The organism is Micromonospora sp. NBC_01638 (assembly GCF_045209745.1).
Lineage (GTDB): Bacteria > Actinomycetota > Actinomycetes > Mycobacteriales > Micromonosporaceae > Micromonospora.
Genome location: NZ_CP109273.1, coordinates 1,568,754 through 1,582,393 on the forward strand (window position 1 = coordinate 1,568,754; position 13,640 = coordinate 1,582,393).

Consider the following 13,640-nt stretch of genomic DNA (forward strand, 5'->3'; position numbering starts at 1 on the left):
GCGGCTGTCTACAGAGCGATGCGGACCGCCGCCGTGAGGACCAGTTGCCCGAGTGCTGCGGGCACCAGCACCAGCCAGCAGAGCCGTTGCAACTGGTCCTCGCGCAACCGGGGGTAGGACACCCGGAGCCAGATGATCACGAAGGACACGGCGAAGATCTTGAGCAGTGTCCAGAGCCAGCCCAACTGCTCGTCGGCGAACGGGCCCTGCCACCCGCCGAGGAACAACACCGTGGTCAGCGCGGCGATCACCACGATGCCGACGTATTCGGCGAGCAGGAAGAACGCGAAACGCAGACCCGTGTATTCGGTCATGTAGCCGAAGACCAGCTCCGAGTCGGCCACCGGCATGTCGAACGGCGGCCGGCGGATCTCGGCCAGCCCCGCGACGAAGAAGATGATCATCGCGGGTGCCTGCCAGAGCAGCCACCACGGCTGCCACGCCTCGACGATGCCGGAGAGGCTGAGCGTGCCCGCCGCCATCGCCACCGAGGCGGCGGCCAGCACCAACGGCAGCTCGTAACCGAGCAACTGGGCGGCCCCACGCAGCCCACCGAGCAGGCTGTATTTGTTGGCCGACGCCCACGCCGACATCAGCACCGCCACGACCCCGACACCGACCACGGCCAGCACGAAGAACAAGCCGATGTCCAACGGTTGCCCGACCAGGTCGTTCGGGCCGAGCGGGATGACCAGCAGCACCAGCAGGTAGGGCACCAGGGCCACCGCCGGGGCCAGCCGGAACACCGTCCGGTCCGCCTCGCGCGGTGTGATGTCCTCCTTCTGCACGAACTTGACCCCGTCCGCGACCAACTGGGCCCAGCCGTGGAAGCCGCCCGCGTACATCGGGCCGAGCCGGCCCTGCATGTGCGCCATCACCTTGTGCTCGGTCTGGCCCACCAGCAACGGCAGGGTGAGGAACGCGACCAACACCCCGCCCACCCGCAGCACCAGCTCCACCCAGAGCGGCATCAGGTCGTACCCCCGTCGTCGTCGGTGTGGTCACCGCGGGCCGGCGGGTCCGCGACCGGGCCGGGCGCGGGCTGCTCGGGCGCGGCCGGGCCGTCGTCGGCCGCGACAGACCGGGGAGTACGCGCCGGACGGGCCCCCGGGGCGGGCCGCGCCGGACGCTCACCGGCCGGCCTGGCCGGGGTGCCGCCGCGCGGGCCCTCGCCCACGCCACCCGCGCCGGCCGGGGTGGGCGTGGTCCCCCACTCGCCCGGAGCGGGAACGCCCGGCGGGCGGATCGGTCGGCGCCCTCCGCCGGCCTCCGACTCGCCCGGCTCCTTCGCACCCGGCCAGGGCTTGGCCACCCGGGAGGCGAGCACGAACTCCTTACGCAGCGGGTGGCCCTCGAACTCCGGCGGCAGCAACAACGGCAGCAGCTCCCCGTGACCGGCGAAGTCGATGCCGAACATCTCGTGCGTCTCCCGCTCGTGCCAGGCGGCACCCGGGTAGACGTCGACCACCGAGGCGACCGTCGGCGCACCGCGCGACAACCGGGTACGCAGCAGCACACCGTGCCGCAGCCGCGTCGACCAGAGGTGCGCCACCACGTCGAAACCCTCGGCCAGCTCGTCGACCGCGGAGAGCCAGTCGAAGAAGTCGCAGGCCAAGGCGGCGTCGTCGCGGGCGGCACGAACAGCGGTCACCCAACTCTCCGGCGGCACATCGACGGTGGCACGGGCGAACCGTTGCCCGCCGGAGACCGACGGGGTCGCCTCAACCGGCGCGAGCAGCGCGACCAGCCGAGCGCCGACCTCTTCGGGAGTCATGCCGCTGATCCTAGGACGTCCCGCCGGTGCGGGCCCGACCCGCGCCCTCCGGCCACCGATGCCCAGCGATCTGCCGGCTTTGGGCGCGGCGTAGCCCTCGGCAGGGAAAGATGAGGGCGTGCGCGCTGTGACTGTGACACCCGGGATCGCCAATTCGCTGCGCCTCGTCGAAGATCAGCCGGAGCCGGCTACCGAGGAGGGCTCGATCCTGGTCGAGGCGCTGGCGGTCGGGATCTGCGGCACCGACCACGAGATCATCGACGGGGAGTACGGCGAGGCACCGCCGGGTGCGGACCGCCTGGTCATCGGGCACGAGTCGTTGGGCCGGGTCGTGGAGGACCCGACCGGCACCCTGCAACCCGGTGACCTGGTGGCCGGGGTGGTCCGGCATCCGGACCCGGTGCCCTGCTCCAACTGCGCGGTCGGCGAGTGGGACATGTGCCGCAACGGGCAGTTCACCGAGCACGGCATCAAGGGGTTGCCCGGCTTCGCCCGTGACCGGTGGCGGATCCAACCCCGCTTCGCGGTCGGGCTCGACCCGGCGCTGTCGCGGGTCGGCGTGCTGCTCGAACCGACCAGCGTCGTCGCCAAGGCCTGGGACCACATCGAGCGGATGGGGCACCGGGCCGAGTGGCAACCCCAGACGGTCCTGGTGACCGGGGCCGGGCCGATCGGTCTGCTGGCCGCGCTGCTCGCCACCCAGCGTGGGCTCGCCGTCCACGTGCTGGACCGGGCGACCGAGGGCCCGAAGCCGGAGCTGGTCGCCGCGCTCGGTGCCACGTACCACTCGGTGCCGGTCAACGACCTGCCCTTCGACCCGGACGTGGTGGTCGAGTGCACCGGCGCACCCACGGTGGTCCTCGACGTCATGTGCAAGGCTGCCCCGACCGGGATCGTCTGCCTGGCCGGGGTGTCCAGCGGCGGCCGGAGCATCGACTTCGACGCCGGTGCGCTCAACCGGGCTCTGGTCCTGGAGAACAACGTGGTGTTCGGCTCGGTGAACGCCAACCGCCGGCACTGGGATCTCGCCGCGGATGCGCTCACCCGCGCCGACCAGGGCTGGCTCGGCTCGCTGATCACCCGGCGGGTGCCGGTGGAGGCGTACGCCGACGCGTACACCTCCGGGCCGGACGACATCAAGGTGGTGCTGGAGTTCGCGACCTGAGCTACGCCCCGCCCGATCAGATGCCCGGCAGCCGGCCGTTGCGGAACAGGTCGACGAAAAGCTGGTGATCCTGCCGGGCGCGCACCCCGTACGCGTGCGCGAAGTCGACCAGGTGGGCGACGAAGCCCGCCTCGTCGGTGTCCACCGCCGCGACGATCGCCTCCTCGGTGGAATAGTCCACCAGGTCGTGACTGGACTCGTCGTCGGCGACCGAGTGCATCCGGGCCACCGCCCGGCCGAGGTCGACGAGCACCCCGGTCAGGTCCTCCGGCTCATTCACGTCGGACCAGTTCAGGTCGGCGGCGTACGGGGAGACCTCGGCGACGAGCTGACCGGCCCCGTTCAGCTCGGTGAAGCCCAGCCACGGGTCGGCGTGCGCCTGCAACGCCCGCTGCGACTCGGCGGTCCGGTGCCCCTGGTGCTGGAAGTAGCCGCGGACCGACTCGTCGGTGACGTACCGCGCCACAGCCGGCACCTGCGCCTGCTTCATGTAGATGACGACGTCGTTCTCCAGGGCCTGGGTGTGCCCCTCCAACAGCAGGTTGTACGACGGCAGCCCGGCCGACCCGATGCCCACCCCCTTGCGCAACACCACGTCCTTGATCCGCGCCGCCACCGGCTGGAGCTGCGTCGAGGCGGTGGGCAGGGTGCCCAGGTAGTCCTGGAAGGCGGCGCGAACCAGGTCCCGGGTGGCGTCGTCGATCTCGAAGACCCCGTCACCGATGGAGAAGCGTCGCTCGTAGTTGTCGATGGTGGTCTGCGCGGCGAGCAGGTCGACGCGGGTGTTGAGCCGGGCCTGCTGGAGCACCCGGCGCAGCACCCCGTCGGCGTTGTCGAGGGTGATCGAGCCGATCGCGTCGTCACCGCCGGCGGCGATGGCCCGCAGCTCGGTCAGGTACGACCGGGCGAAGCCGGCCACCAGATCCCCGATCGCCGTGTCGGAGAGCGCCTTGCCGTAGCCGAGCAGCGCCACACTGGCCGCGAGCCGCCGCAGGTCCCAGGTGAACGGCCCGACGTACGCCTCGTCGAAGTCGTTGACGTTGAACACCAGCTGCCCGGAGGCGTTCATGTAGGTGCCAAAGTTCTCCGCGTGCAGGTCACCGTGGATCCACACCCGACTGGTCCGCTCGTCCAGGAACCGGTCGTCGGCGAAGTCGCCGAGTTGGTCGGCGTAGAACAGCGCGGCGCTGCCCCGGTAGAAGGCGAACGGTGACGCGGCCATCTTGCGGAACTTGCGGCGGAAGGCGGCCGGGTCGATCGCCATCGACGCGCCGAACTCCTCGGTGAGCACGTCGACGATGTGGGCGGACCGCTGGTCCACTGAGCTGCTCATGTTGCGCAGGCTAGTGCGGCGGGTCCACAACGGGGTGGCACCGCCCTCACGGGGCAGCGGGTGGGCGTACCGGCGGGGCGGTGAGCGAGTCGACGGAGCGTGGGGCGGCGGCTTCACGAGGCGGAGCGTCCAGCGGCGCGGCCAGCACATCCCGTTGAGGCACACCGCCGATGCCGGACTGCTCGGCGGCGATCTTCTCCTGCAGGCGCAGGATGCCGTGCAGCAGCGCCTCCGGCCGGGGCGGGCAGCCGGGCACGTACACGTCGACCGGGATGAGCTGGTCGACGCCCTTCGTCACCGAATACGAATCCCAGTAGGGGCCGCCGCAGTTGGAGCAGGCGCCGAAGGAAATGACGTACTTCGGCTCCGGCATCTGGTCGTAGAGCCGCTTGATCGCCGGCGCCATCTTGTCGGTCACCGTCCCGGAGACCACCATCAGGTCGGCCTGCCGGGGGCCGTGAGCGAACGGGATAACGCCAAGTCGGATGAAGTCGTGCCGACCCATGCTGGTGGCGATGAACTCGATCGCGCAGCAGGCCAGACCGAAGTTGAACACCCAGAGCGAGTAGCGGCGCCCCCAGTTCAGCACGAACCGGATCGGCTCACCGAGCACTGCCGGCAACTGCACGACCGCCCCCCTCCTGTCCCCCACCGGACAGTCAACCACAACGTCCCGCTGCAACCCTGAGGCCCGTTCGGGACTTCTACCGGGGAGGGCACGCCGACAACGGCCGGCCGGTCAACGGGGAGGGGCAGTGACAGCGATGACGGGAGCCCGCGCCAACGAGCCGCCGGGTGCGACTGCCGCGGCGACCAGGGAGCATGCGGCGACGGTGAGCTTCGACGACTTCTACCACGCGCACTTCCGCAACGTGACCACCCAGCTCGGCGCCTACACGGGCGACCTCTCGCAGGCCCAGGACCTCGCGCAGGAGGCGTTCTGCCGCGCTCTGGCCCGGTGGGACCGGCTGGCCCGGTACGACGATCCGGTCGCCTGGGTCCGTCAGGTCGCCTGGAACCTGGCCCGGAGCCGCTGGCGGCGGCTCCGGACCGCGCGCAACCACCTGCTGCGGCAACGGCGGACGGAGGCTGCGATGGCCGGTCCGACGCCCGATCGGGTGGCGATCGACGCCGCACTGGCCCGGCTGCCCGCCAACCACCGACGGGCCGTCATCCTGCACTACCTCGCCGACCTGTCGGTCAACGAGATCGCCAGTCAGGAGGGGGTGGCCGAGGGCACGGTCAAATCCTGGCTGCACCGCGGCCGGCTGGCGCTGGCAGGGCTGCTCGACGAGAGCATCGAGGGGGTGGGCAATGTCTGACATCGACCCGCGGCTACGGGACCAATTCGCCGCGTACCGCGCCGAGACGGTCCCCCGGATCACCGGTCCGGGACCTGACGAGGCCCGGCGTACCCTTCGTCGGCGCCGCCGGACGACGGCCGTGGCCGTAACGGTGGCGGCGATCGCCCTGGCGGTCGCACCCATCGTCGCCAACGCCGCACTGCGTGACGACGGGTCGGTGCCGACACCGGCGGAGACCGGCGAGCCGACCACCGCGCCGACCAGCGATCCCGCACCCACGCCGTCCGGCCCGCTCGCGCCCAGCACCACCACGACCACGAGCCCGGCCGCGCCGGACGGCCGGATCAGTCGGGCGCAGTTGCTGGCCGCCCGCGTCGTCCTGCCGGCCTGGTCCTCGTCCGCGCCGAACTGCGCCACCTCGGACGTGCGGCTGCGGCCTCCGGCGCGCAACCAGAATGTGCCGACGCTTTCGGACCTGGACCTGGGCTACACCGACCTGGACGGCGATGGCGCGACCGAGACGGTCGCCCTGGTCACCTGCCGGTTCGGCGAGGCCTCGGCGAAGCAACTCGTCGCGTTCGACCGCGACGAGCACGGTCGGATCGTGACCATGGCTCGGGTCGTCGGCACCGAGGAAGGGCTCGATGACATCACGGGCACCGCCGTCACCCAGGACGGGAAGGTGCGGGCACAGGTGGCGGACATCCAGCCCTGCTGCTCCACACCGAGTTACTGGGCGCGACAGCAGTGGCGGACGTACAGCTGGACCGGTGACCGGTTCACCCAGAGCGACGGGCCGAGGTCCTTCGGCAAGGACACCCGGCTGACCGATCTGGTGCTGACCGGCGGCGACCTCGTGCTCGGGCCGGCCGGCGCCGACGGAAAGCGTCCGGGCAGCCTGACGCTGACCGTGACGAACAAGGGACCGGTGGACGTGGCGCACATCGGCTTCGCCGATCTGAGCCTCATCGGCGCGTCGGACAAGGCCGACTCGTCGATCTGCGTGCCGTGGCAGAAAGGCGACGAGTCGGGGACCAGCTGCCGCACGGCCGGCCTGCGGTCCGGGGAGCGCCGGACGTACACGTTCCACCTGCTGGTCGATCCGGCGGCGCTGGGCCAGCCCAGCGTCCGGGTGCTGCACTTCGACGACCAGGACCGGCACTGGCAGGACCTGACCTCCGGAAACAACCACGTGGACCTGCGGGTGGTTTCCTGACCCTGCCGATCGGGCCCGGCCGGCCCTCCCGGCCGGGCCTGCTGCCGCACGGTCAGCTGGACGCCCAGGTGGGGCGCTGGAGCAGGCTGACGAATTCGACCAGCAGCCGCTCGCGTAGCGCCGGCGGCGCGACGTCGAGCAGGGTGTTCACCAGCGCCATCCGCTCCGGCAGCGGCCCCGCGTCCGACCCGCCACCCGCACCCGGCTCGCCGCCCAGGCCCAGCCCGGCGGCCAGGCCGACGACCAGTTCCGGGGTCAGCGCCTCGGGGGTCAGGGTGCCGACCAGGGACGCCAACTCGGCGGGCAGCCGCACCGGGCCGGTGGCTGTGGCGGCGGCCACCGCGTCGGTCAGGTCCGGCCCGAACTCGGCCACCCGGGGCGCGACCGCGGCGGTCACCGTGAGGTGCACGCTGGCGGGCAGGCCGTCGTACGACAGCTGGGGTTGGGTGTGCCAGCCCCGCGCGGTCAGCTCGTCGACCAGGACGAACAGGTCGGGGCCGCCCTCGGTGGCGGTGAAGCAGACCACGGTGGACTCCGGCTCGGCCATCAGCCGCAGCCCGTCGACGGCTCGGACCGCGTCGGCCAGGCCGGCGACCGCGTCCCGGGTGAGGGCGGCCAGCCGCAGGTAGCCGTCGTCGCCGAGGTGCCGCAGGGTCGCGTACGCGGCGGCGATCGGCCCACCCGAGCGGGTGGACGCGATCACCGGGTTGATCATCGTGTAGCCGGGCCAGTCGGCGTACGCGAAGTACTGCGGGGCACGCAGCGCGGCGTCGCGGTGCAACAGCACCGACACCCCCTTCGGCGCGTACGCGTACTTGTGCAGGTCCACCGAGATCGAGGTGACCCCGGGTACCGCGAAGTCGAACGCCGGCACCGGTTCCCCGAGACGGCGCAGGTACGGCAGGGTCCAGCCGCCGAAGCAGGCGTCCACGTGGCAGCGCACCCCGGCGTCGGCCGCCGCTGCGGCGATCTCCGCGACCGGGTCCACCACCCCGTGCGCGTACGACGGCGCGGAGCACGCGACCAACACCGTCTCCGGGCGGATCGCGGCGGCCAGCGCGGCCGGGTCGGGGCGCAGCGTGTCCGGGTGGACCGGTACGACGTCCAGCGCCACCCGCAGGTAGTGCGCCGCCTTGGCGAACGCGGCGTGGGCGCTCGACGGCACCACGATCCGGGGTGCGGCGATCTCCGGGTGAGCGTCCCGGGCCGTCTTGACGGCGAGGATCAGCGACTCGGTGCCGCCACTGGTGACGCTGCCGACGACGTCCGGGGCGGTGGTGCCCGGCCCGCCGCCGAGCACCCGGCCGGCCGCACCGACGAGCGCGTTCTCCATGGCCAGCAGGGACGGGAACGCGGTCGGGTCCAGCCCGTTGACGTGCGCGCTCTCCTGGTGGGCGGCGGCAGCCAGCTCGTCCAGCCCCGGCACCGCCGGGTCGTAGACGTACGCGAACAGCCGCCCCCCGTGCGTGGGTCGGTCGGCAACGCGCAACTGACGAACCTCGGCCAGGACCCGTTCCGCGGGGACCCCGGCGGCAGCGAGTGCCCCCGCCCCGACCCTGCTCTCGTCGATCATGGGGTTATGGTGCCCTTCTCATGACGGTCAATGACTTTCATCCCCCACCACAACTCCATGATCGACCCGTCCGTCGCGGGTGGCGTTGCGGGTGGCGGCGGTTAGGACGGCGGGGGTCAGGGTGTAGCGGCGTAGCAGGAGGATCGGGGGAGCTACCAGCAGGGCCGGGATGATCGTGAAGCCGAGGAGAACGCCCAGTCGGGCCGTGTCGGACTGGGCAGCCGCCGAGCCGGTGTCGGAGGACACGTAGCCGGAGAACTCGAGCACCAGTCCGTAGATGCCCGGGCCGAGCGCCAGCCCGAGGGTCTCCCCGGCGGTCCACAGGCCGGTGAAGACACCCGCCTGCCGTCGACCGGTGCGCGCCGTGTCGTACGCGATGCAGTCCGGCAGCATCGCCAGCGCGAAGACCTGCTGCCCGGCGTACCCCACTCCGATCACGGCGACCATGAGGTAGACCGCGACACGTGGCACCACCGGCGCGGCGACCAGGGCGAGCGCCCCGGCGGCGAGGATCAGTGATGCGACGACCAGCGCGGTCCGCTTGCCCAGCCGGGCACCGACCCGGGTCCAGATCGGCATCACCAGCAGCGCCGGCCCGACGAAGCAGACGAACAGCAGGGTCGGCCCGCTCTGCTCGTCGCGCAGGATCTGCCCCGCGAAGTAGTTGACCCCGGCCAGGATCGTCGCCACCCCGGCGGACTGCACCACGAAGCAGATCAGCAGCGCCCGGAACGGGCGGTTGGCGCCGGCCACGGCGAGCTGGGCACGCAGGGTCGGCTCGCTGGCGCCCACCGTGCCGGTCGGCGCGGACCGGGTGCCGAGGAACGCGCCGAGGGCACCGAGGGCGATCAGCACCGCCACGAACAGCCCCATCCACCGGTGTCCGGCCACGCCGTCACCACCGGCGGTCACCACCAGCGGGGCGACCGCGCCGGAGACCAGGATGGCCAGCGCCAGCACCGCGATCCGCCAGGTCATCAACCGGGTGCGCTCGGCGTAGTCGTCGGTCAGCTCCGCCGGCATCGCCACGTACGGCACCTGGAAGAAGGCGAACGCGGTGGCGGTGGCGAGGAAGGCGAACGCCACATACACGGCGGCGGCCGGGCCGTTACCGAACGGCGCGGCGAAGATGGACGCGAACAGGACGGCGAGCGCGAGGCCCCCGATCAGCAGGTACGGCCGGCGGGCACCCCAGCGCGACCGGGTGCGGTCGGAGATCCGTCCGGCGACCGGGTTGACCAGCACGTCCCATGCCTTGGGCAGCAGGACCAACAGGGCGGCCAGCCCGGCGGCCACGCCCAGCGTGTCGGTCAGGTACGGCAGCAGCAGCAGACCGGGCACGGTGCCGAACGCTCCGGTCGCCAGTGAGCCGAGGGCGTAGCCGGCGTGCACCGTTCGGGGCAGCGGGTTTGCGACTGACGAGCCGACGCCCGGCGGCATTTTCATGCGGCCGAATATTACTCACGTTATGTCGAGGGTCACATCCCCTCATCAGGCGACCAACGCGCCGCCGCGATGTCCACGCCCTCGCCGCGCAGCGGCACCCCCTCGGCCCGCAGCCGGGCCCACGCCTCCCGCTCGTGTCCCGGAGGTAGCCGGCCACCCGCCGTCACCACCCGGTGCCAGGGCACCGCGCCGCCGTGCCGAGCCATGATGGTGCCCACCAGTCGCGCCGAGGCACGACCCGAACGCTCCGCGAGCGCGTCGGCGACCGCGCCATAGGACATCACCCGGCCCTCGGGGATTCGCTCGACCAGGTCGAGCACGGCCTCGACGTACTCGTCAGGAGTCACAATCCGCCACCATATGGGAACGCGTCCAGTCGATGCGGCCGTGACCACGCAGAATGGTCGGGTGCGCGACGCAGTCACGACGGCCCGGCGGGTCGTCGTCAAGATCGGATCCTCCTCGTTGACCACCGCCACCGGCGGGCTGGCCGACGAGCGTGTCGACACGCTGGTCGACGCCCTCGGACGGCTCACCGCGGAGGGGCGCGAGGTGGTGCTGGTGTCCTCCGGCGCGATCGCCGCCGGCCTCGCCCCGCTCGGGCTGCCCCGACGCCCGCGCGACCTGGCCACCCAGCAGGCCGCCGCCAGCGTCGGGCAGGGCCTGCTCATCGGCCGGTACGCGGCCAGCTTCGCCCGGCACGGCCGCACCGTCGGGCAGGTGCTGCTCACCGTCGATGACGTGACCCGGCGGGCGCACTACCGCAACGCGTACCGAACGCTGCGCAAACTGCTCGACCTGCGGGCGGTGCCGATCGTCAACGAGAACGACACGGTGGCCACCCAGGAAATCCGGTTCGGCGACAACGATCGGCTGGCCGCGCTGGTGGCCGCGCTGGTGCACGCCGACCTGCTGGTGCTCCTCTCCGACGTGGACGCACTCTGGACCGGCGACCCCACCAATCCGCACTCGACCCGGATCGCGGAGGTCCGCGACGACGCGGACCTCGCCGGGATCACCATCGGCGGGACCGGCCGGTCCGGTGTCGGCACCGGCGGCATGGTGACCAAGGTCGAGGCTGCCCGGATCGCCACCGGCTTCGGCATTCCGGTGGTGCTCACCGCCGCCGACCTGGCCGCGCCCGCGCTGTCCGGCGAACCGGTCGGCACGCTGTTCCACCCGCAGCGGCAACGCCCGACGGCCCGACTGTTCTGGCTGGCCCACGCCACCTCACCTCGGGGGCGGCTGCACCTCGACCCGGGCGCGGTGGCCGCCGTCGTCGGGCGGCGCAAGTCGCTGCTGCCGGCGGGCATCACCGCCGTGGACGGCTCGTTCACGGCGGGCGACCCGGTCGACCTGGTGGACACCGCCGGCGCGTCGGTCGCCCGAGGGCTGGTCAACTACGACGCGGTGGAGTTGCCCGGGCTGCTCGGCCGCTCCACGTCCGAACTCGCCGCGGCGCTCGGCCCGGCGTACGAACGGGAGGTCGTCCACCGCGACGACCTCGTACTGCTGTGAGCCAGGGCAGCTTGTCAACACATGAGGAGAGCAGGATGAGCCAGCGCCAACGAGTGAGCGAATCATCGACTCAGGGCGTGAGCGTCGTCGAGCAGGCGCGACGGGCACGGGACGCCGCCGCCGAGTTGGCCGTCGCCACGCGTACGGTCAAGGATGCCGCGCTGGTGGCGATGGCCGACGCGCTGGTGGCGCGTACCCCGGAGATCCTGGCCGCGAACGAGACGGACCTGGCAGCCGGCCGGGAGGCCGGGCTTAGCGCGGCCGTGCTGGACCGGCTCGCCCTCGACGCGGGCCGGGTGGCCGGCATCGCCGACGCGCTGCGCCAGATGGCCGCGCTGCCCGACCCGGTCGGCGAGGTGGTCCGCGGTTCCACCCTGCCCAACGGGCTGGAGTTGCGCCAGATCCGGGTGCCGTTCGGGGTGGTCGGCATCATCTACGAGGCGCGGCCGAATGTGACCGTGGACGCCGCCGGGATCTGCCTCAAGTCCGGCAACGCGGCGCTGCTGCGCGGGTCGTCCTCGGCCGCACACTCGAACGCCGCGCTGGTCGCGGTGCTGCGCGACGCGGTCGCCGACGCCGGGCTGCCGGCCGACGCGGTGCAGCTGCTCGACGCCAGCTCCCGCGACTCGGTCAAGGAGCTGATGCGTGCCCGAGGGCTCGTCGACGTGCTCATTCCGCGCGGTGGCGCGTCGCTGATCCGCACCGTGGTCGAGGAGTCGACCGTGCCGGTGATCGAGACCGGGGTGGGCAACTGCCACGTGTACGTCGACGCCGCCGCCGACGTGGCGAAGGCCGTCGCGGTGACGCTGAACGCCAAGACGCAACGCCTGTCCACCTGCAACACCGCCGAGTCGCTGCTGGTGCACGCGGGCATCGCCGACGCGTTCCTGCCGCCGGCGCTGGCTGCCTTCGCCGAGGCCGGGGTGACCGTGCACGGCTCCCCCGAGGTGGCCGCATACTCCGCCGCCGTGATCCCGGCCACCGAGGAGGACTTCGCCGCCGAATACCTGTCGGCCGACATCTCGGTCGCGGTGGTCGACTCGCTGGACGCGGCGGTCGCGCACATCCGCCGCTTCGGCACCGGGCACACCGAGGCGATCCTCACCGACTCGGCGAGCGCGGCCCGCGACTTCGTCGCCCGGGTGGACGCCGCGGCGGTGATGGTGAACGCCTCGACCCGGTTCACCGACGGAGGCGAGTTCGGGTTCGGCGCGGAGATCGGCATCTCCACGCAGAAACTGCACGCCCGCGGCCCGATGGGCCTGCCCGAGCTGACCAGCACCAAGTACGTCGTCACCGGGGACGGGCACCTGCGCTAGGGCGGTTCAGCCGATTCAGCCAGGCGGCGCGGGCCGGGAGGCCCGGATCGCGGACAGGGTGGTGTGCACGTCGAACTGGTGGCCGTCGTCGCTCTCCCAGCCGCCGTCGCTGCGCTGGGTCTCGGTCAGCCGGCGCAACGCCCGGACCATGATCCAGTCCTGCGGGTCGATGCCGGCGCGGCGCAGCGTGGCCGCCAACCACGCCACGTCCCCCGGGGACATCTTCGGCATCCGTTCGGCGAGCACCACCTGGATCCGCGCCGACTCCTGGAACATCTCCTGCCGGTGCAGCACCGCCGCGCTCAGCCAGCCGGCGGCGAGGAACGACGGCCAGCTGCCGTCCGGACGCAGCCGCGCGGTGAGCGAGTGGGCTGCCGCCTGCACCACCCCGGCGTACGCCCCGCCGACCCGGTGGTCCAGCGGGCCTGAGGCGCGGGCGTCGAGGCCGGCAACGGTGAGCCAGAAACCGGCGTTGGCCGACAGGAGGAACCCGGCCTCCGGGTCGCCCGGCCGGGCCCACTCCGGAGCCGAGTCGGCCAGCGACGCGTCCTCGTCCCATCCGCCGTCGGCGTGCTGCCGGGACGCCAGCCAGTCGAGTGCGCGGCGAGCGGCGGGCCGGCCGAGCGCGCCCAGGTCGTCCAGCTCGGCGAGCCGGAAGCAGGTGGCGTCGACCGAGGCGATGTCGCCGCCCCAGGTGGCCGGCCAACCGCCGTCGGGTGACTGGCCGACCTCGGCCGTCTCCAGCAACTCGGCGGGCACGGTGGTGCCGTTGCGGAGCCACGAGAGTCGGGCGCGTTCTACCGCGTCCCCATGCGCCACGACGAACCCGATCGCGGCTTCCAAGTCGACCACGGCAGAGACGCTACCTGCGCAGACGCGACGCCGCCTCGGGGAATCGGCCAGCCCGGGATGGCTGCGTCGCTCCGGCGGGAGGGCTGCTCGGCGTCGCCTGCGTCGATCTGCCGGGGCGACGGTGTGCGCCGCCCCGGCTC

Annotated in this window: 13 protein-coding genes; 5 read left to right on the forward strand and 8 right to left on the reverse strand. The window is 72.6% G+C overall.

What is annotated here, in order from left to right; all coding sequences use genetic code 11:
- Nucleotides 1-8: 8 nt before the first annotated feature.
- A complete protein-coding gene (locus tag OG811_RS07360; protein WP_406072912.1) occupies nt 9-971 on the reverse strand; it encodes an NADH-quinone oxidoreductase subunit H in 963 nt (320 codons plus the stop codon).
- Nucleotides 971-1,774 carry an NADH-quinone oxidoreductase subunit C gene (locus OG811_RS07365; RefSeq protein ID WP_406072913.1) on the reverse strand — a complete coding sequence of 268 codons (804 nt, stop codon included), beginning with the start codon at nt 1,772-1,774 and terminating at the stop codon, nt 971-973. Before OG811_RS07365 ends, OG811_RS07360 begins: the two co-directional genes overlap by 1 nt.
- Before the next feature lie 118 nt (nt 1,775-1,892).
- Between OG811_RS07365 and OG811_RS07370 the strand changes: the two genes are divergently transcribed.
- Nucleotides 1,893-2,939 (forward strand): glucose 1-dehydrogenase, encoded by a 1,047-nt coding sequence (locus OG811_RS07370; protein ID WP_406072914.1) that lies wholly within the window; start codon nt 1,893-1,895, stop codon nt 2,937-2,939.
- A 16-nt stretch (nt 2,940-2,955) separates the two neighbouring features.
- Here OG811_RS07370 and OG811_RS07375 read toward each other — a convergent pair whose 3' ends face one another.
- Both OG811_RS07375 and OG811_RS07380 read right to left on the reverse strand, forming a co-directional pair.
- On the reverse strand, nt 2,956-4,272 hold the full coding sequence (locus OG811_RS07375) for a DUF2252 domain-containing protein (RefSeq protein ID WP_406072915.1): 1,317 nt from the start codon (nt 4,270-4,272) through the stop codon (nt 2,956-2,958).
- A 46-nt stretch (nt 4,273-4,318) separates the two neighbouring features.
- Nucleotides 4,319-4,900 (reverse strand): NADH-quinone oxidoreductase subunit B, encoded by a 582-nt coding sequence (locus OG811_RS07380; RefSeq protein WP_406072916.1) that lies wholly within the window; start codon nt 4,898-4,900, stop codon nt 4,319-4,321.
- 127 nt (nt 4,901-5,027) lie between these two features.
- Between OG811_RS07380 and OG811_RS07385 the strand changes: the two genes are divergently transcribed.
- Entirely contained in the window at nt 5,028-5,594 is a 567-nt protein-coding gene (locus OG811_RS07385; RefSeq protein WP_406072917.1) for a SigE family RNA polymerase sigma factor, read from the forward strand.
- On the forward strand, nt 5,587-6,792 hold the full coding sequence (locus tag OG811_RS07390; protein WP_406072918.1) for a hypothetical protein: 1,206 nt from the start codon (nt 5,587-5,589) through the stop codon (nt 6,790-6,792). Before OG811_RS07385 ends, OG811_RS07390 begins: the two co-directional genes overlap by 8 nt.
- Before the next feature lie 52 nt (nt 6,793-6,844).
- Here the strand turns inward: OG811_RS07390 and OG811_RS07395 are convergent, their stop codons facing one another.
- From OG811_RS07395 to OG811_RS07405, 3 genes are read right to left on the reverse strand one after another with little or no spacing between them, the layout of a single operon-like run.
- A complete protein-coding gene (locus tag OG811_RS07395) occupies nt 6,845-8,365 on the reverse strand; it encodes a pyridoxal phosphate-dependent decarboxylase family protein (RefSeq protein WP_406072919.1) in 1,521 nt (506 codons plus the stop codon).
- 27 nt (nt 8,366-8,392) lie between these two features.
- Nucleotides 8,393-9,811 carry an MFS transporter gene (locus OG811_RS07400; RefSeq protein WP_406072920.1) on the reverse strand — a complete coding sequence of 473 codons (1,419 nt, stop codon included), beginning with the start codon at nt 9,809-9,811 and terminating at the stop codon, nt 8,393-8,395.
- 32 nt (nt 9,812-9,843) lie between these two features.
- A complete protein-coding gene (locus OG811_RS07405; RefSeq protein ID WP_406072921.1) occupies nt 9,844-10,158 on the reverse strand; it encodes an MGMT family protein in 315 nt (104 codons plus the stop codon).
- A gap of 13 nt (nt 10,159-10,171) precedes the next feature.
- Between OG811_RS07405 and proB the strand changes: the two genes are divergently transcribed.
- Together proB and OG811_RS07415 are read left to right on the forward strand one after the other, a co-directional pair.
- On the forward strand, nt 10,172-11,329 hold the full coding sequence (gene proB / locus OG811_RS07410) for a glutamate 5-kinase (protein ID WP_406072922.1): 1,158 nt from the start codon (nt 10,172-10,174) through the stop codon (nt 11,327-11,329).
- Between the two features lie 77 nt (nt 11,330-11,406).
- A complete protein-coding gene (locus OG811_RS07415; RefSeq protein WP_406072923.1) occupies nt 11,407-12,648 on the forward strand; it encodes a glutamate-5-semialdehyde dehydrogenase in 1,242 nt (413 codons plus the stop codon).
- A gap of 15 nt (nt 12,649-12,663) precedes the next feature.
- Here OG811_RS07415 and OG811_RS07420 read toward each other — a convergent pair whose 3' ends face one another.
- Nucleotides 12,664-13,500, reverse strand: a complete 837-nt coding sequence (locus tag OG811_RS07420) for a prenyltransferase/squalene oxidase repeat-containing protein (RefSeq protein ID WP_406072924.1) — start codon at nt 13,498-13,500, stop codon at nt 12,664-12,666.
- Nucleotides 13,501-13,640 lie beyond the last annotated feature (140 nt).